Raw genomic sequence first — 17,154 nt, forward strand, 5'->3', positions numbered from 1 at the left:
TTTAAGTCTTTATAAAATTACTGAGTAATTTTTACAGGATCTTTGTTTTTATCAATGGCTACAAAGGTAAACTCTCCAAAAATAGCGTGTTCTTTTTGGTAATTATACATTTGTTCTATGTAAATATTAACTTCTACTTTTAGACTTGTGGTTCCAATGTGCGATACTCTACCAATCAATTCTACTATGGTTCCTGCAGGAATCGGTTTTGTAAAATCGATCTTGTTGCTACTTACAGTAACCATTCTTTGTCTACTAAACCTTGTTGCAGTTATAAAAGCAACTTCATCCATTAAAGACAAGGCAGTACCTCCAAAAAGTGTGTCGTAATGATTTGTTGTATTTGGAAAAACGGCTTTAAATTGGCGTGTTTCAGATTCTTCAATTCTCTCTTTTATTGTCATGATGTTTTCGAATTATTAAAATAATCCACTTTACAAAAAAATATTGTAAAGTGGATTTTATAAAATTAAATACTATTACTAAGTGTTTTTTCTCTTAAAATTTTTGCAGCTGTTACCATTTCTGTTAAAGCTTTTTTTGTTTCATCCCAGCCTCTAGTTTTTAAACCACAATCTGGGTTTACCCAAAGTAAGTTTTCTGGAATTACTTTTTTTGCTTTTTTTAATAATAAAACCATTTCATCTTTATTTGGCACTCTTGGAGAATGAATATCGTAAACACCAGGACCAATTTCATTCGGATATTTAAAATCGGCAAAAGCATCTAACAATTCCATTTGAGAACGAGAACATTCAATGGTTATTACATCTGCATCCATGTCTGCAATATTTTGTATGATATCATTAAATTCGGAATAACACATATGAGTGTGAATTTGGGTTTCGTCATGAATGCCAGAAGATGCTATTTTAAAAGCGTCTATTGCCCATTTTAAATAATTTTGCCAGTCGGTTTTTCGTAAAGGTAAACCTTCTCTAATAGCTGGCTCATCAATTTGAATTATTTGAATACCGGCTTTTTCTAAGTCCTTAACTTCATCTCTTATGGCTAATGCAATTTGGTTACAAGTAACGGAACGGTCTTGGTCGTTTCTTACAAAACTCCATTGTAATATAGTTACTGGTCCTGTTAACATTCCTTTTACTAATTTAGAAGTTAAACTTTGTGCAAATTTTGTCCATTTTACAGTCATAGGGTTTGGTCGAGAAACATCTCCAAAAATAATAGGAGGTTTTACACATCTGCTCCCGTAACTTTGCACCCAACCAAATTTTGTAAAAACAAATCCATTTAATTGTTCGCCAAAATATTCTACCATGTCGTTACGTTCAAATTCCCCGTGAACCAAAACATCAAGTCCAATTTCTTCTTGCCAATTTATGGCTTTTCTAGTTTCTAGTTCTAGTAATTCTTCATATTCATTTTGGCTAATTTCACCTTTTTTAAATTTATTTCTCCAAGAACGGACTTCTTTGGTTTGGGGAAAAGAGCCAATAGTTGTTGTTGGGTAGAGTGGAAGGTGCAGCGCTTTTTTTTGCAGTATCTTTCGAGTTGAAAATGGGTTGTCTCTCTTGGTATGTTCATTAGAAATAGTAGCAACTCTAGCTTTAACTTTTGGGTTGTTTATTAAAGTAGATGTTTTTTTACTACTGATGTCTTTACGATTTTTTAAAATGATATTTTTACTTTTTTCAGTTGTATCATCTAAAAATAACTGCTTTAAAATAACAACCTCATTTACTTTTTGTTTGGCAAAGGCAAGCCAATTTTTTATTTCTAAATTTAAAATAGCCTCATTATTTTCACTATCTAAATCACAAGGAACATGAAGCAAAGAACAACTTGTGCTTATTAAAACGCGATTTTTCCCTAACACTTCTACAGCTTTTTGTACTGTAGCTAAAGATTGCTGGTAATCGTTTTTCCAAACGTTTCTACCATCTACAATACCCAAAGAAATAGATAAATTTTTGGGAGTATTGTTTAATACATCTTGTAATTGATTAGGGTTTCTAACCAAATCTAAATGTAAGGTATGGATAGGAAGGTTTACCGCTAATTTTAAATTATCTTGTAATCCTTCAAAATAAGTAGCTACAATAATTTTAAGTTTTGGAAATTTTTTTTGTATTTGTTTATAGACTTGTTTTATTGTATATTTTTCTTTTTCGGTTAAATCTAAAGCTAAAAGAGGTTCATCAAACTGAACCCATTTTGCTCCAGCTTCTTCCAGTTCATTTAAAACTTTAAAGTAAACAGGTAATAAGTTGCTAATTAAATCGATTCTATTAAAACCTTCCTCTTTTTCTTTTCCCAAAAGTAAATAAGAAACAGGCGAAATTAAGACAGGTTTTGTATCGATTCCTTGTTTTTTTGCTTCTTTGTATTCGTTAATAATTTTTGTTGAAAAAAGATTAAATTGTTGGTCTTTTTTGAATTCTGGAACAATAAAGTGGTAGTTGGTATCAAACCATTTTGTCATTTCCATTGCAGGTACATCTATATTGTTTTTTTGATGTCCTCGAGCCATTGCGAAATATAAATCTAAATTCGATTTAAAATCAAGTTTCTTATACCTTTCAGGTATGGCGTTAACGGTAAGCGACATATCTAAAACTTGATCGTAAAAAGAAAAATCGTTGCTAGAAATTAGGTCTATTCCTGCCTCTTTTTGAAGATTCCAATTGTGGCTTTTAATACGATTACCAACCTCTTTTAACTCTTTTTCGGAAATTTTGCCAGCCCAATACTGCTCGCAAGCTTTCTTTAACTCTCTTTTGCTACCAATTCGCGGATAGCCTAAAATGTGTGTTTTCATTTTTTTACTTTTAAATAATGAATTAATAATTACTTAAAAGCTCAATTAAAAACTTCTTTTTGCTTATCGAAAAATAAAATGATGAGTTGAAATAATGGCGCGTGAATACATATAGATAGCTAAAAATAGCATCCAAATGTTTAAAAGGCATCAAAATAGACAAATCACTTCAAATCGCGAAAGCAAAGTCATATCGATAAAGGCAGGTCTCCTGACTTGTAACAATTTTTATCGTCCTTCCCATTTTAGTAAAAACAGTGGAACACAAGGATAAAAATCTTTAAATGTTACTTACAGTTGCGCGACAGCTCTGGATTTGCACCAGATTCCCTATTAATCTACAGCTAAGTAAAACCTTATCGTACGATGAAATTAAATAAAAGAACTTCTTTCTAGCGACAAAGGTATTATAAAATTTGTTGAGATTATTAGTTTAATAAATTTTGAATAGTTTTTTTTTGAGAAAAAGTATTCAGTTTTTTAGTGTACTGTTTCTTAAAATAAGGAGTTAGAATACAGTGCATTGTTATTATTTTAAACCAAAAGCATAATTTCGGATTAAAATATCAACAAAATGATTTGTTTTCAAGGGAATTTTAACGCCTTTAGCCTATTATTTACTAAATTAGATGCTTAAAAAACGCAACTAATTTTATACAAAAAACTTTGGTGTAGTTAACACACATTAACATTAATTAACTTAACATAATATACATTAACAAAATAACATTGTTTCTTTGTTGTAAATAAAAATATATAACAGTATGAAAATTAGACAAATTAGTATCTTGAAAATTAGTGTCTTAACGATTTTATTAACTTGTTTTTGCTCAATAAACTTAATAGCTCAAAATAAAGAGACTGATAAAGTTGAGAAAAAGGAGTATTTAAAAGGCTTAACCAAGGCTAGTGAAAAAGACCTATCTGACAAACAAATTATGTTTGATGGAGAAAGCATTCCTGTTTACAATATTAAAGGAAAAAGAATAAGAGGAAATGAAATGATGGAAGCTATGATGTCAGGAAATTATACTCCTGATTTTTATATAGATAGTAATAAAGAGATTAAAGTTGCTGTTTTAAGAATAGCAACAGAAGACGAGAAAAAAATGATGAAAGAAATGCAGGCTCAAATAAATAGTCAAAGTGATTTAATTGGAACAGATGCTTCTGTCTTTTCTGCAACTGACATTAATGGAAATGAATTTTCATTAAATAGCCTAAAGGGAAAAATTATTGTTATGAATTTTTGGTTTATAGAATGTAAACCTTGTGTTATGGAAATGCCTGAATTAAATGAGTTAGTAAAAAAATATAAAAATAAAGACATTGTTTTTTTAGGCTTTGCTACGAATAGTAAATCAAGAATTGATTCTTTTTTAAAGAAAAAGGACTTTTATTATACTATAATTCCAAATAGCGAAAAGATTGCTATAGATTATAAGGTGTCAGGCTATCCAACTCATATTATTATAGATAAAAACTCTAAAATTGTATACTCAACCACTGGTTTAGGCTCAACAACAATTAATGATATAGAAAAAACAATTGAAAGTTTAATACAAAAATAAGACACCTAACAAAGAACTGGACTTTTCTTCAAAGCTAGGCTAAACGCATTAAAAAAACAACAGTTATAAATTATTGAAACTGTTGTTTCTTTAAGGTTTTTTTAGTAGTTTTTTTAGATTACAAACAAACCAAGTTCTTCTTAATTACTCAGCAATTTCTCCACGATGTGGTTTTAGTGCATCTCTGTAGATTTTCATATTACTTTCATCTACAATTATAAATGCTGAAGAAAACATTGGATTTTTTTCAATTATGTCAATTTCAAAGAAAGGAAGTTTTTCTGCTTCCGCAAAATCTTTTAAATGAATGGTATGATGTTTTGCGGTTTCTTTGGCATCTTGTCCTCTAAAATCCCACAGTAATTTTATTTTTCTGTTCATTATTAATGTCTTTATTATTGATAAAAATAAACAAATCTCCACTATTAAAAGTGATGTTTACATTGTTTTCAATTGCTTTGTTTCGTGTGCCAATTCTTTTACTAAAATCTAAATCTTCATTATTTAAAGGGTATTGAAGTCCTTTTGTAGTAATATTTGTAGCGGTTGGAAAAGGAAATAATGAAACTGTTTTATCTAAACAATCATCAATTTTTGTTGTTGTTTCAGCTAAAAAATAATATCCATAATTATCAAAAAAAGTAAGTTTTAATTTTTCTTTCCATTGAAGAGCGGTGTGTAAATTTCCTAAAAAATGGTCTTGTTCTTTTCCACTTGCCCCAAAAACATCAATAGTATAAAAACCCTTGTCAAAAAGAATTTGCAATATTTTATCGAAATCTGTAAAATCTTGATTTGGAGTTGAAATTACTTTAATATGTTTAGGAATATCTGTAAGAGAATCAAAATCACCACTAATAAAGTAAGGTGTAATTTTGTTTTCTTTCAAAAATTGGTAAGCACCATCTGTGGCGCAAATAATACTGTAATTAGATAAATTCGGAAGCTCTTTTGGAGCTTCACCATTTAATAATAAAAAAACTTTTGTAGGTTTCATTGTAACAAAAATACCCATTTCAAAATTAATGATATGGGTGTTCATAAATTGTTTGGGTATTTATTTTTCTTCAAAATTAAACCGATTGAGAAACGCCTGTTGCATTAGAAGTGGCACCAAAAACACTAATAAAACCAATTATAATTCCTAAAAAGCCCAACACCAAAGCAAATAAACCGAGAGAATTTATCGTTTTTTATTGTAAATATTAAATACATAAATTCGTACACAAACGAATTTGTTGAAATTGGTAAAAGTGTAATTTCAATTAGTAGAAGTTACAAAGAAAATGTACTTAAAAAGTTGGTTAAAAATTCTGAGAAATAGTTTTATCTTTACCCCAAATTTAAGACTTTTGAGCACAGCACAATTCATTCCAAAATCAGCTTTAAAAAATATTGAAAAAGCAACTTTTACGTGGCAAACACCAAGTAATATTGCTTTGGTAAAATATTGGGGGAAAAGCAATCCGCAAATTCCTAAAAATGCATCCATTAGTTTTACGCTAGATAATTGTCACACAATTACAACCATCGAATTTGAACGCAAGCGAAATTCTGAACTTGTTTCAGAATCTGATAAATTGGTAGATTTCAATCTTTTTTTCGAAGGAAAACAAAAAGACGAATTTAAACCTAAAATTGCAGAATTTTTTAAAAGAGTAGCAGAATATTGTCCGTATATTTTTGAGTATAAAATGATAATAAATTCAGAGAATTCTTTCCCTCATTCAAGCGGAATTGCATCTTCAGCGAGTGGTTTAAGCGCCATTGCAATGTGTTTAATGAGTTTAGAAAATGAATTGAGTTCGGGTTTATCATTAGAATACATCAATAAAAAAGCTTCGTTTTTAGCAAGATTAGGCTCTGGAAGTGCAAGTAGAAGTGTAGAAGGGCCTTTGGTTGTTTGGGGAAATCATCCGGAAATTGAAGGAAGCTCAGATTTATTTGGTGTAAAATTTCCACATAAAGTACATTCGGTTTTTGAGAACTATCAAGACACTATTTTGTTGGTAGATAAAGGAGAAAAACAGGTTTCGAGTACAGTTGGTCATAATTTAATGACCGATCATCCGTATGCAGAAAACAGGTTTGTGCAAGCCAATGATAATTTAGGAAAACTATCAGAAATACTACAAAATGGAGATATAAAAGCATTTGTAAATTTGGTAGAAAGTGAAGCATTAACCTTGCATGCAATGATGATGACCAGCAACCCTTACTTCATTTTAATGAAACCAAATACCTTGGAAATTATCAATAAAATTTGGAGTTATCGCGAAGAAAATAACAGCAATATTTGTTTTACTTTAGATGCTGGTGCGAATGTACATGTTTTATATCCTTTTTTAGAAAAAGAAGCTGTTAATTGTTTTATTGAGAGTGAGTTGGCAAATTATTGTCAAAAAAAACAGTATATTTATGATTCCGTTGGTTTTGGATCAAAACAACTTTAATCAATTTTATAAAATCGGTTTATGAAAATTACTTATATCTTATTTTTTTTATTATTTAGTTTTTTTGCGACAGATTTTTCTGCACAAGAAAAAATTTGGTTCGATGTAAACTGGAATATAACAACCAGAGATAAAGCTGTTTATTACAGAGTTACTTCAGAAAATAAAACCGAAAAAGAACGAGTTATAGATTACTATATTTCTGGTAAAAAAGTAAAAGAAGTTTATTATGTTAGTGGAAAACCAGATGGAAAATATTCTGAATACTACGATTCTGGAGAACTAAAAACCACTGGAAAATTTGAAGAAGGTTTAAAGGATGGAACATGGAAAACCTATTATAAAAACGGAAAAATTAAAGAAAAAGGACGATATAAAAAAGGTAAAAAAGTGGGCGTTTGGAAGATTTATTATAAAAACAACTAACTAATTTACTGTTAAGATTTTAATTCGTATTTTTGCAATACTATTTAAAGAAAAATGAAAGGACCATTATTTTATGCTAAAATTCTTCTTTTTGGAGAATATGGAATTATAAAAGATTCTAAAGGTTTAGCAATTCCGTTTAACACCTACAGAGGTGCATTAAAATCTTCTAAAAACCTTAGAGGAAAAGCAAAAGTTTCTAATGGAAATTTAGAACGTTTTTATGAGTATTTAGCTTCTTTAAAAACGGATATTGTTTCTTTTAATTTAAAAGAATTTAAAACCGATATCGATAACGGAATGTATTTCGACTCTTCCATTCCACAAGGATATGGGGTTGGAAGTTCTGGTGCTTTAGTTGCCTCTATTTACGATAAATACGCCATTGATAAAATTACAGTTTTAGAAAATTTAACAAGAGATAAATTGTTAAAATTAAAACAGATTTTTTCTTTGATGGAATCTTTTTTTCATGGAAAAAGTTCTGGTTTAGACCCTTTAAACAGTTACTTAAGCTTACCAATATTAATCAATTCTAAAGAAAATATAGAACCTGCAGGAATTCCATCTCAAAAAGAAGGAAAAGGAGCGGTTTTCTTATTAGATTCAGAGCAAATTGGAGAAACAGAGCCGATGGTAAACATCTTTATGAATAAGATGAAAAACGAAGGTTTTAGAAAAATGATAAGTGAAGATTTTGCAACTACTACAGATGCTTGTATCGAAGATTTTTTACATGGAAATGTAAAATCTTTGTTTGGCAATGTAAAATTATTATCTAAATTAGTACTTAAAAACTTTAAACCTATGATTCCTGCTGCTTTTCATAAAGTTTGGGAAAATGGAATTGCAACAAACGATTACTACTTAAAATTGTGTGGTTCTGGTGGTGGAGGTTATATTTTAGGTTTTACTGAAGATTATGAAAAAGCTCAAAAAAGTTTAAAAGACTACAAATTAGAATTAGTTTATAGGTTCTAAATAAAGTCTTTATGAGTATCTCAAAAGCAAAACAAATTACATTTAAATTCTTTAGTTTATTTTCGGCTGTAAGAGGTTATAATATTTTAGTTTTAGTTTTAGCACAATATTTAGCAGCTATTTTTATTTTCTCGCCATCAAAATCCTTAAGAGAAGTTGTTTTCGATTTACACCTATTATATTTAGTATTGGCTTGCGTTTTTGTAATTGCTGGTGGCTATATTATTAATAATTTTTACGATGCAAAGGTCGATAAAATTAACAGACCTCTAAAAGCAGGTTTAGATAGTTATGTAAAACAGTCTACAAAATTAAGGCTTTATTTCTTATTAAATTTTACAGGTTTTGCTTTTGGAATTTTAATTTCTTGGAGAGCAGCATTGTTTTTTTCAATTTATATTTTTGGAATTTGGTTGTATTCTCACAAGTTAAAAAAACACCCTTTTATTGGCGTAATTTCTGCGACTATTCTAACAATACTACCATTTTTTGCAGTATTTGTTTATTATGGTAATTTTTCAAAAATAATTTTCTTGCATGCAATTTTTTTGTTTTTAGTGATTATGGTACGAGAACTAATTAAAGATTTAGAAAACTTAAAAGGAGCCTTAGCAAACAATTATGCAACATTTCCAGTGGTTTATGGAGAAAAAAAAACAAAACAATTTTCTATTCTATTGTTAATTTTTACTGTATTTCCGATCGCAATTTTATTGAATTATGCCTCATTAAGTTATATGCAATATTATTTTTATTTCGCATTAATTATTTTAATTTTCGTTGGTTTTTACTTGTGGAAATCAAATTCAAAAAATCAATATAGAATACTACATAATACTTTAAAATTGCTTTTATTAATTGGGGTTTTATGTTTAATTTTTATTGATACTTCTTTACTTTTAGAAAAGGTTATTAATCGATTGAATTAAGATTTTTGTTTTAATAAAATTAACGAATACAACTATAAATTTCTTAATATTTTCTTGAGATCTCTTTAAAAAACGAAATTCGTTCAACTAATAATTTTTAATGCGTTGCAAAGCAACTTTTAAAAATTAAGTTTCACTAACTTTGCAAAAATTTTTTATAATGAAATCAGATAGAAACTCGTCGAGAGGACGACAAGAAGGCAAGAAAAGTGTGCCTCTAAGTCGTAAAAGAAAAAAAACTACAACTTCTAAGGAGTCAGGTGCTCCAAGAAAAGAATTTAAAAAGATGAAAGAAGCTCCAAAAGCTAATGAATCTGCAGGAATTCGTTTAAACAAATACATTGCGAACTCAGGAATTTGCTCACGTCGTGAAGCGGATACCTATATCGAGCATGGAAGTGTAGAGGTAAATGGAAAATTAGTAACGGAAATGGGGTACAAAGTTCAACCGAATGACATTGTAAAATTCGATGGAACTTCCATTACTCCAGAGCAAAAAAAGTACGTACTTTTAAACAAGCCAAAGAATTACATTACAACAATGGATGATGATCGAGGAAGAAAAACGGTTATGGAATTGATAGCAAATGCATCCAAAGAAAGAATTTATCCTGTTGGACGTTTGGATAGAAACACTACAGGTTTATTGTTGTTTACAAATGATGGAGATTTGGCAAAGAAATTAACGCATCCAAAACACAATGTTCGTAAATTATACCACGCTTCCTTAGATAGAAAGTTAGATTTAAAAGATTTAGAAAAACTTAGAGGAGATGTGGTTATTGAGGGAAGAAAAGTATTTATTGATGCTGTTTCTTACGTAGATGGAGAATCGAAAAGTGAAGTCGGAATCGAAATTCATTCAGGTAGAAACAGAATTGTTCGTAAAATTTTCGAACATGTAGGTTACAAAGTAAATAAATTAGACCGAGTAATTTTTGCTGAATTAACAAAGAAAAACTTGCCAAGAGGAAGATGGAGAGAATTAACAAACCAAGAAGTTAGTAATCTTCAAATGTTAAAATAATTAAACGATTGTCCGTTCGAGCCTTTCGTCTTCGCTCAAGACAGGCTAAAGTCGAGAATACATAATAAAACCTTTTAGAAATGATATTCTAAAAGGTTTTTTATGCGTTTAAAACCATAAAATCCAACAATTTTGCGGCTAAATTGGCAGTATTGTTGTCAACATCAAAAGCTGGATTTAACTCTGCAATATCGCAAGAAATTATTTTTTTACTTTCGAATAAAAATTCTAAAGCTTTGCACACAAAGTTTGGGCTAAAACCAAGTGGAGAAGGAGCACTTACGCCAGTTGCAAATGCTGATGAAAAACCATCTAAATCGATGGTGATGTATAAATAATCTACTGTTTTGATAAATGAATTCAGTTTGTTTTTTAAATCCTCGGAAAACATTTCGCATTCAAAATTAGAAACATAAGAAACGTTGTTTTTAGTAGCAATTTCAAATAATTCTTTGGTATTAGATTGTTGCTGAATTCCAATAGCAAAATAAGAAACATCTTTATATTCTGATAAAATTTGATTGAAAGGAGTGCCTGAATTTGGTTGCGTTTCAACAGTTCTTAAATCGAAATGCGCATCAAAATTTATAATTCCTATGTTATTTTTTGTTGAGTTTTTTAAAACATCTTTAATTCCTGAAAAATTAGCATAAGCAATATCATGACCACCACCAATTGCAATTGGCAAAACATTGTTAGAAATTAGTTTGCTAATGGTTTTTGAAAGCGCTTTTTGGCAATCTTCTAAATGATTATCAACACAAATGATGTCTCCAAAATCTACGATATTTCTATTGTTGAAATGAATTGGAATTTTTCCTAATTTATTTCGAACACTTGCAGGACCTTTTTTTGCACCAACTCTACCTTGGTTTCTTCGAACACCTTCATCACAAGAATATCCTATTAATCCAATATGTATTTCATCATTAAAATTTTCATTTTTAATATTTGAAACTTGAATATTTTGATACCAATATTGATTTTCAAGAGCTGTTTTTCTACCAGTCCAATCTTTTATATTACCAGCAGAATAATCAACTTTTAAGTTATTGAAAAAACTCATAATTAAGATTTTAAAATTTCTTTTCCTTTTAAAAATACTTTTTCAATTTGATGATTTCCAAAAGAATAAGGAATAAAGTTATAAGAATTAATTTCTTTTGTTAATATTAGATTTGCCAATTTTCCTTTGGTAATAGAACCCACTTCATTTTGAGAATTCATAGCATAAGCACCATTAATTGTTGCAGCATTTATGGCTTCTTTTGGAGTCATATTCATCTTTACGCAGGCAGTAGCAACAACAAAATTCATGTTTCCAGAAGGCGAAGAACCAGGATTGTAATCTGTTGCCAAGGCTAAAGGCAAACCAGTATCTATCATTTTTCTTGCAGGTGTATAAGGAATGCTTAAAAAATAAGAACAAGCAGGTAAAGCGACTGGCATTGTTTTGGTGTTTTTTAAAACTGCAATATCTTCTGCTCTCATTTCTTCTAAATGATCTACAGAAAGCGCTTTATTTTCCACGCCAACTTGTATGCCTCCAATAGCTGTAAACTGATTGACATGAATTTTCCCAGTCAATCCATATTTTTTTCCAGCTTCTAAAATTTGTTGAGTGTCTTCCACAGAAAAATAACCAGTTTCACAAAAAATATCTATAAAATCTGCCAAATTTTCTTTTTGAATGGTTGGTAGAATGTCGTTAATTAACATTTGTAAATAACCCCTTTTGTTTTTTTTATATTCGGCAGGAACAGCGTGTGCACCTAAAAAAGTAGCTTTTATTTCAATTGGATAATTTTCTTTTAGTTTTTTAATGACTCTCAGCATTTTTAATTCGGCGTCTTTCGTTAAACCATAACCCGATTTAATTTCGACAGCACCAGTTCCTAATTGGATAATTTCTTCCAAACGAACTTTACTTTGGTTGTATACATCTTCTTCCGAAGTTTGTTGTAGTCTTTTTGCTGAATTTAAAATGCCACCACCATTTTTAGCGATTTTTTCGTATGAAAGTCCATTTATTCTATCGACAAATTCATTTTCTCTATTGCCAGCAAAAACTAAATGCGTATGTGAATCGCACCAAGAAGGTAAAATCATTTTTCCTGTTGCATCAATCGTTTTTATATTAATTTTTGGGCAATCTTTCATATCACCAAAATCTGAAATCAGTCCGTTTTCAACCAATAAAAAAGCGTTTTTTATGGTGGGTAAAATGCTCATTTCTTTTCCTGAGAGAAAATTAACATGTGTTTTTCTTACCTGAATTAATTCTTTGATATTTTTAAAAAGGAGGTTCATTAAAATAATTCTTTTAAAAGATTTTCTTCCACGAAGTTAGGCAAAGTAATTTTTAAATTTGGTGTTCTTTCCATTTCTCTTTTAATGGCGAAAATAGCTTCATTGTTTCTTGCCCAACTTCTTCTTGCGATTCCGTTATTTACATCATAAAAAAGCATGTTTTTTAATTTTTCTTCGGCTTCTTTTGTACCATCTAACAACATTCCAAAACCACCATTAATTACTTCTCCCCAACCAACACCACCACCATTATGGATGGAAACCCAAGTTGCGCCTCTAAAACTGTCGCCAATAACATTGTGTATTGCCATGTCTGCTGTGAATTTACTTCCGTCATAAATATTGGAAGTTTCTCTAAAAGGAGAATCTGTTCCACTTACATCATGATGATCTCTTCCTAAAATTATTGAGCCAATTTTGCCATTTTTAATAGCATTGTTAAAAGCTGTGGCTATTTTTACACGACCTTCTGCATCTGCATATAAAATTCTTGCTTGCGAACCGACAACCATTTTATTGTTTTTCGCATTTTGTATCCAAGTGATGTTGTCTTGCATTTGCAATTGAATTTCTTCAGGAGAATTCTCCATAATTTCTTGCAAAACATTGGCAGCGATTTCGTCTGTTTTGTCTAAATCTTCTGGTTTTCCAGACGCACAAACCCATCTAAAAGGTCCAAAACCATAATCGAAACACATAGGTCCTAAAATATCTTGCACGTAAGAAGGATATTTAAAATCGATATTATTTTTTGCCATTACAGCTGCTCCAGCTCTGGAAGCTTCCAATAAAAAAGCGTTTCCATAATCGAAAAAGTAGGTTCCTTTTTTCGTATGATTGTTAATGGATTTTGCATGTCTTCGTAAAGATGCTTGCACTTTTTCTTTAAAAAGTTCTGGGTTTTCCTTGATTAGAATATTCGATTCTTCGTAAGATACATCAGCAGGATAATAACCACCAGTCCAAGGAATATGAAGCGATGTTTGGTCCGAGCCAATATGAATAAAAATATTTTCTTCGTCGAAACGTTCCCAAACATCAATTATATTTCCAATAAATGCGATGGAAACGACTTCTTTATTTTGTTGTGCTTTTAAAGTTCTTTCAACTAACAAATCAATATCATTAATTAAAACATCTACCCAACCTTGTTCGTGTCTTTTTGTAGCTGCTTTTGGGTTTACTTCCGCGCAAATTGTAATACAGCCAGCAATATTTCCAGCTTTTGGCTGTGCCCCACTCATACCTCCTAAACCAGCAGTTAAAAAGATTTTTCCATTCGGGTTTTCACCCTTTTTTAAAATTTTTCTGAAAGCATTCATCACTGTAATCGTAGTTCCATGCACAATTCCTTGTGGGCCAATATACATAAAAGAACCAGCTGTCATTTGTCCATATTGAGAAACGCCTAATGCATTCATTTTTTCCCAATCATTTGGTTTTGAGTAATTTGGGATTACCATTCCGTTTGTAACCACAACTCTTGGTGCGTTTTTAGAAGATGGAAATAAACCCATTGGGTGTCCAGAATACAAATGCAAAGTTTGTTCGTCCGTCATTTCCGCTAAATATTGCATCACTAAAAGATATTGTGCCCAATTTTGAAAAACGGCACCATTTCCTCCATAGGTAATTAATTCTTCTGGATGTTGTGCAACATCAGGATTCAAATTATTTTGAATCATTAACATAATTGCTGCTGCTTGTTGGGTTTTTGCAGGATATTCTGAAATATCTCGTGCAAATATTTTGTAATCTGGTTTAAATCTGTACATATAAATTCTACCAAATTCCTTTAATTCATCCGCAAATTCCACAGATAATTCTTTGTGCCAATCTTTTGGAAAATAGCGCAGCGCATTTTTTAGTGCTAATTGTTTTTCTTTTAACGACAAAATATCCTTCCTTTTTGGGGCTCTATTTGCGTCTTTTGGATAGTTTTTTTTAGTTGGAAGTTTTGCTGGAATTCCTTGTAAAATTAGTTCTTTAAATGTCATCTTAATACTATTTTACAATTAATTTTTGTGTTTTTACTAACAGAATCATGTGATTGATGTCGTCTTTTAAAAGCCTATCGTCTTCTAATTTATCAACTTTTTCTCTAATAATTGCATGATTTTTTTCAATAATCGAAGAAAAAGTATTGGGTCTTCTAAATTCTAATGCTTGTGCAGCGTACATTAATTCAATCGCTACTATTTTCTCTAAATTTTCTAAAATTTCATTGAATTGTCTCCCAGAAATACTTCCCATAGAAACATGGTCTTCTTGCCCTAAAGAAGTTGGAATGCTATCTGCAGAAGGAGGGAAGCACAACGATTTATTCTCTGTAACTAAAGCTGCAGTGGTGTATTGAGGAATCATAAAACCAGAATTTAAGCCACCACTTTTGGTTAATAATCTTGGCAAACCATATTTGCCTTCTAATAATAAATAACAACGTCTGTCTGCAATATTTCCTAATTCGGATGCTGCAATGGAGCAATAATCTAACGCCATTGCCAAAGGCTGTCCATGAAAATTTCCTCCAGAAATTGCTTCAGTTTCACTTAAAACAATTGGGTTGTCTGTCACAGAATTCATTTCTATTTCTGCCAATTCTTGTAAATGATAAAAAGCGTTTCTACTCGCCCCGTGAACTTGCGGAATACAACGCATCGAATAAGGGTCTTGTACACGTTCGCAATTTTCATGAGAAGTAATGTTTTGAGAATTTTCGAACAACATTCTCATTCTTTCTGCTACTTTTAAACTGCCTTTAAAAGGGCGTATCTTGTGTAACTCTTCTTTAAATGGAGAGGCGCTTCCTTTGTAACCTTCGATACTCATTGCTCCAGAAACATCGGCTAAATCTAACAAATATTCCATTTTTTTGAGTCCGATTATGGTGTGTGCTAAAATAAATTGCGTTCCATTTATCAAACCTAAACCCTCTTTTGCATGTAATTCTAAAGGTTTTAAATTGTGGTTTTTTAATACTTCTTTTGCAGGAATAATTTTATTATCAATCCAAAAATCGCCTTCACCAATTAATGGTAAAAATAAATGAGAAAGTGGCGCTAAATCACCTGATGCGCCTACAGAACCTTGTTTTGGAACGGTTGGCAATAAGTCGTTTTCAATAAAATAAATAATACGTTCAATCAGTTTTAATCGAATACCAGAATACCCTTGGCACAAAGCATGAACTTTGCAAATCATCATTATTTTAGAGATGTTTTTGTCAATATTTTCACCAACACCAACTGCGTGTGTAATTAATAAATTGGTTTGAAGTTGGTTTGTTTGCTTAGGAGAAATCTGCACATCACATAAAGGGCCAAAACCAGTGTTTATTCCATAAACAGCTTTGTTGTTTTTAGTGATGGTTTCTACCTTTTTTCTACAAGAAATTATTCTTTCTTTTGCTTCATCATTAATAAAACCTTTTAATTTACCATTAGAAATGGCAATTACTTTATCTGTGGTAAGTGTATCTATTCCGTATTTAAACATCGTTATGTATAGTTTGTGTTTTACAAAGTTATGGTTACTTTTGATAACTAATAATACTATTTATTAAGTTAATTAATAATTATGAGTTATCAAATAGAATTAAGACACATTAAATATTTTTTAGCAGTTGCAGAAGAATTACATTTTAGAAAAGCGGCTGAAAAATTATTTATTTCGCAACCAGGTTTAAGTACACAGATAAAACATTTGGAAGAAGAGTTGGGTGTGATTTTGTTTGAAAGAAATAATAGAAATGTGAGTTTAACCAATGCAGGATTGTATTTAAAGGAAGAGTTATCATTGCAATTAAAAGAGTTATCCAATACATTTACAAACGCTAAATTGTTGCATCAAGGGAAAAAAGGCAAATTAAGAATTGGCTATGTTGGTTCTGCCATGCAAGACGTAATTCCTAATTTATTATTGATTTTCGAGAAAAATCATCCTGATATTTTATTCGATTTAAAGGAATTAGACAATCAAAAACAAATTGATGATTTACTATCTTTTTCTATTGATGTTGGTTTTGTTCGTTTAGAAAGAGTGCCAAGGACTTTAGAGATAAAAACCATCTTAAAAGAATTTTTCTGTTTGGTGTTGCCTGAAAATCATGCTATAAATAAAGAAAATTTTAAAAGTTTAGCACAATTTAAAGACGAGCAATTTATTCTTTTCGATTCTAAATACAGTACATCTTATTACGAAAAAGTAATGCAAATTTTTGATGATTATGGTTTTACCCCCATTGTTTCTCACAATACAATTCATTCGGATTCTATCTATAAATTGGTGGAAAATAATTTTGGAATTTCAATTGTACCCAAATCTTTAGCACAGAAAAGAGGTTATAAAATAAAGTTTATTGAGTTAGATATGATTTCTCAGAAAACAACGCTTTCCGTAATTTGGAATAAAAAAAATGGAAATTTAATATTGAATGACTTTTTAAAGTTGATTTAGAATGAAGGTATAAGGCAGTTGAAATTTTAATTTTTTGGCAACGATTGGGTAACTAAAAACAGAAAACCCTATAAACATTAAGTTTACAGGGTTTTTAAGTGGTACCTCCAGGAATCGAACCAGGGACACAAGGATTTTCAGTCCTTTGCTCTACCAACTGAGCTAAGGTACCATTGCCTTAGCGGATGCAAATATAAAATGTTTTTTTACATCTACTAAA

The 17,154-nt window shown here is 30.4% G+C and carries 15 protein-coding genes, 1 tRNA gene and 1 riboswitch; of the genes, 7 read left to right on the forward strand and 9 right to left on the reverse strand.

Annotated elements, in window-relative coordinates:
- Positions 1–17: 17 nt before the first annotated feature.
- Both J3359_RS15860 and metE read right to left on the reverse strand, forming a co-directional pair.
- Positions 18–404 (reverse strand): acyl-CoA thioesterase, encoded by a 387-nt coding sequence (locus tag J3359_RS15860; protein WP_208078006.1) that lies wholly within the window; start codon positions 402–404, stop codon positions 18–20.
- Between the two features lie 65 nt (positions 405–469).
- Positions 470–2,782, reverse strand: coding sequence for a 5-methyltetrahydropteroyltriglutamate--homocysteine S-methyltransferase (metE, locus tag J3359_RS15865; RefSeq protein WP_208078012.1), 2,313 nt, complete (start codon positions 2,780–2,782; stop codon positions 470–472).
- Between the two features lie 184 nt (positions 2,783–2,966).
- A riboswitch (cobalamin riboswitch) is annotated at positions 2,967–3,156 on the reverse strand.
- A gap of 390 nt (positions 3,157–3,546) precedes the next feature.
- Between metE and J3359_RS15870 the strand changes: the two genes are divergently transcribed.
- Positions 3,547–4,353: a TlpA family protein disulfide reductase gene (locus J3359_RS15870; protein ID WP_208078014.1), complete on the forward strand. Its 807-nt coding sequence runs from the start codon at positions 3,547–3,549 to the stop codon at positions 4,351–4,353.
- Between the two features lie 144 nt (positions 4,354–4,497).
- Here J3359_RS15870 and J3359_RS15875 read toward each other — a convergent pair whose 3' ends face one another.
- Both J3359_RS15875 and J3359_RS15880 read right to left on the reverse strand, forming a co-directional pair.
- A complete protein-coding gene (locus tag J3359_RS15875; RefSeq protein WP_208078016.1) occupies positions 4,498–4,734 on the reverse strand; it encodes a hypothetical protein in 237 nt (78 codons plus the stop codon).
- Entirely contained in the window at positions 4,700–5,395 is a 696-nt protein-coding gene (locus J3359_RS15880; protein WP_437440104.1) for a thiamine diphosphokinase, read from the reverse strand. The genes J3359_RS15875 and J3359_RS15880 overlap by 35 nt, the downstream gene beginning before the upstream one ends.
- Positions 5,396–5,705: 310 nt before the next feature.
- Between J3359_RS15880 and J3359_RS15885 the strand changes: the two genes are divergently transcribed.
- The 5 genes from J3359_RS15885 to J3359_RS15905 all read left to right on the forward strand — a co-directional run bounded on the left by J3359_RS15885 (position 5,706) and on the right by J3359_RS15905 (position 10,169).
- Positions 5,706–6,806 (forward strand): diphosphomevalonate decarboxylase, encoded by a 1,101-nt coding sequence (locus tag J3359_RS15885; protein ID WP_208078018.1) that lies wholly within the window; start codon positions 5,706–5,708, stop codon positions 6,804–6,806.
- A 21-nt stretch (positions 6,807–6,827) separates the two neighbouring features.
- On the forward strand, positions 6,828–7,232 hold the full coding sequence (locus J3359_RS15890) for a toxin-antitoxin system YwqK family antitoxin (protein ID WP_208078019.1): 405 nt from the start codon (positions 6,828–6,830) through the stop codon (positions 7,230–7,232).
- A 54-nt stretch (positions 7,233–7,286) separates the two neighbouring features.
- A complete protein-coding gene (locus tag J3359_RS15895; protein WP_208078021.1) occupies positions 7,287–8,213 on the forward strand; it encodes a mevalonate kinase family protein in 927 nt (308 codons plus the stop codon).
- A gap of 11 nt (positions 8,214–8,224) precedes the next feature.
- Entirely contained in the window at positions 8,225–9,142 is a 918-nt protein-coding gene (locus J3359_RS15900) for a geranylgeranylglycerol-phosphate geranylgeranyltransferase (protein ID WP_208078022.1), read from the forward strand.
- Positions 9,143–9,302: 160 nt separating this feature from the next.
- Positions 9,303–10,169 (forward strand): pseudouridine synthase, encoded by an 867-nt coding sequence (locus J3359_RS15905; protein ID WP_208078023.1) that lies wholly within the window; start codon positions 9,303–9,305, stop codon positions 10,167–10,169.
- Between the two features lie 100 nt (positions 10,170–10,269).
- Here J3359_RS15905 and hutG read toward each other — a convergent pair whose 3' ends face one another.
- Genes hutG through hutH form a run of 4 tightly spaced genes read right to left on the reverse strand, consistent with a single transcriptional unit; the run spans position 10,270 to position 15,974 of the window.
- On the reverse strand, positions 10,270–11,235 hold the full coding sequence (gene hutG, locus J3359_RS15910; RefSeq protein ID WP_208078024.1) for a formimidoylglutamase: 966 nt from the start codon (positions 11,233–11,235) through the stop codon (positions 10,270–10,272).
- Between the two features lie 2 nt (positions 11,236–11,237).
- Entirely contained in the window at positions 11,238–12,479 is a 1,242-nt protein-coding gene (hutI, locus tag J3359_RS15915) for an imidazolonepropionase (protein ID WP_208078025.1), read from the reverse strand.
- Complete coding sequence (gene hutU / locus J3359_RS15920) at positions 12,479–14,476, reverse strand: urocanate hydratase (RefSeq protein ID WP_208078026.1); 1,998 nt, start codon at positions 14,474–14,476, stop codon at positions 12,479–12,481. The genes hutI and hutU overlap by 1 nt, the downstream gene beginning before the upstream one ends.
- A gap of 7 nt (positions 14,477–14,483) precedes the next feature.
- Positions 14,484–15,974 carry a histidine ammonia-lyase gene (gene hutH, locus J3359_RS15925; RefSeq protein WP_208078027.1) on the reverse strand — a complete coding sequence of 497 codons (1,491 nt, stop codon included), beginning with the start codon at positions 15,972–15,974 and terminating at the stop codon, positions 14,484–14,486.
- Between the two features lie 81 nt (positions 15,975–16,055).
- Here hutH and J3359_RS15930 point away from each other — a divergent pair, with 81 nt between their 5' ends.
- Positions 16,056–16,934 (forward strand): LysR family transcriptional regulator, encoded by an 879-nt coding sequence (locus J3359_RS15930; RefSeq protein WP_208078028.1) that lies wholly within the window; start codon positions 16,056–16,058, stop codon positions 16,932–16,934.
- A gap of 99 nt (positions 16,935–17,033) precedes the next feature.
- Here the strand turns inward: J3359_RS15930 and J3359_RS15935 are convergent.
- Positions 17,034–17,106, reverse strand: a tRNA-Phe gene (locus J3359_RS15935).
- Positions 17,107–17,154: the final 48 nt, after the last annotated feature.

This window comes from Polaribacter cellanae, from assembly GCF_017569185.1.
Classification (GTDB): Bacteria; Bacteroidota; Bacteroidia; order Flavobacteriales; family Flavobacteriaceae; genus Polaribacter; species Polaribacter cellanae.

Excerpts from the sequence above, each read along its gene's own strand:
- J3359_RS15860 (WP_208078006.1), bottom strand. The coding sequence starts at position 404 with ATGACAATAAAAGAGAGAATTGAAGAATCTGAAACACGCCAATTTAAA.
- metE (WP_208078012.1), bottom strand. The coding sequence starts at position 2,782 with ATGAAAACACACATTTTAGGCTATCCGCGAATTGGTAGCAAAAGAGAG.
- J3359_RS15870 (WP_208078014.1), top strand. The coding sequence starts at position 3,547 with ATGAAAATTAGACAAATTAGTATCTTGAAAATTAGTGTCTTAACGATT.
- J3359_RS15875 (WP_208078016.1), bottom strand. The coding sequence starts at position 4,734 with ATGAACAGAAAAATAAAATTACTGTGGGATTTTAGAGGACAAGATGCC.
- J3359_RS15880 (WP_437440104.1), bottom strand. The coding sequence starts at position 5,395 with ATGAACACCCATATCATTAATTTTGAAATGGGTATTTTTGTTACAATG.
- J3359_RS15890 (WP_208078019.1), top strand. The coding sequence starts at position 6,828 with ATGAAAATTACTTATATCTTATTTTTTTTATTATTTAGTTTTTTTGCG.
- J3359_RS15895 (WP_208078021.1), top strand. The coding sequence starts at position 7,287 with ATGAAAGGACCATTATTTTATGCTAAAATTCTTCTTTTTGGAGAATAT.
- J3359_RS15900 (WP_208078022.1), top strand. The coding sequence starts at position 8,225 with ATGAGTATCTCAAAAGCAAAACAAATTACATTTAAATTCTTTAGTTTA.
- J3359_RS15905 (WP_208078023.1), top strand. The coding sequence starts at position 9,303 with ATGAAATCAGATAGAAACTCGTCGAGAGGACGACAAGAAGGCAAGAAA.
- hutG (WP_208078024.1), bottom strand. The coding sequence starts at position 11,235 with ATGAGTTTTTTCAATAACTTAAAAGTTGATTATTCTGCTGGTAATATA.
- hutI (WP_208078025.1), bottom strand. The coding sequence starts at position 12,479 with ATGAACCTCCTTTTTAAAAATATCAAAGAATTAATTCAGGTAAGAAAA.
- hutU (WP_208078026.1), bottom strand. The coding sequence starts at position 14,476 with ATGACATTTAAAGAACTAATTTTACAAGGAATTCCAGCAAAACTTCCA.
- hutH (WP_208078027.1), bottom strand. The coding sequence starts at position 15,974 with ATGTTTAAATACGGAATAGATACACTTACCACAGATAAAGTAATTGCC.
- J3359_RS15930 (WP_208078028.1), top strand. The coding sequence starts at position 16,056 with ATGAGTTATCAAATAGAATTAAGACACATTAAATATTTTTTAGCAGTT.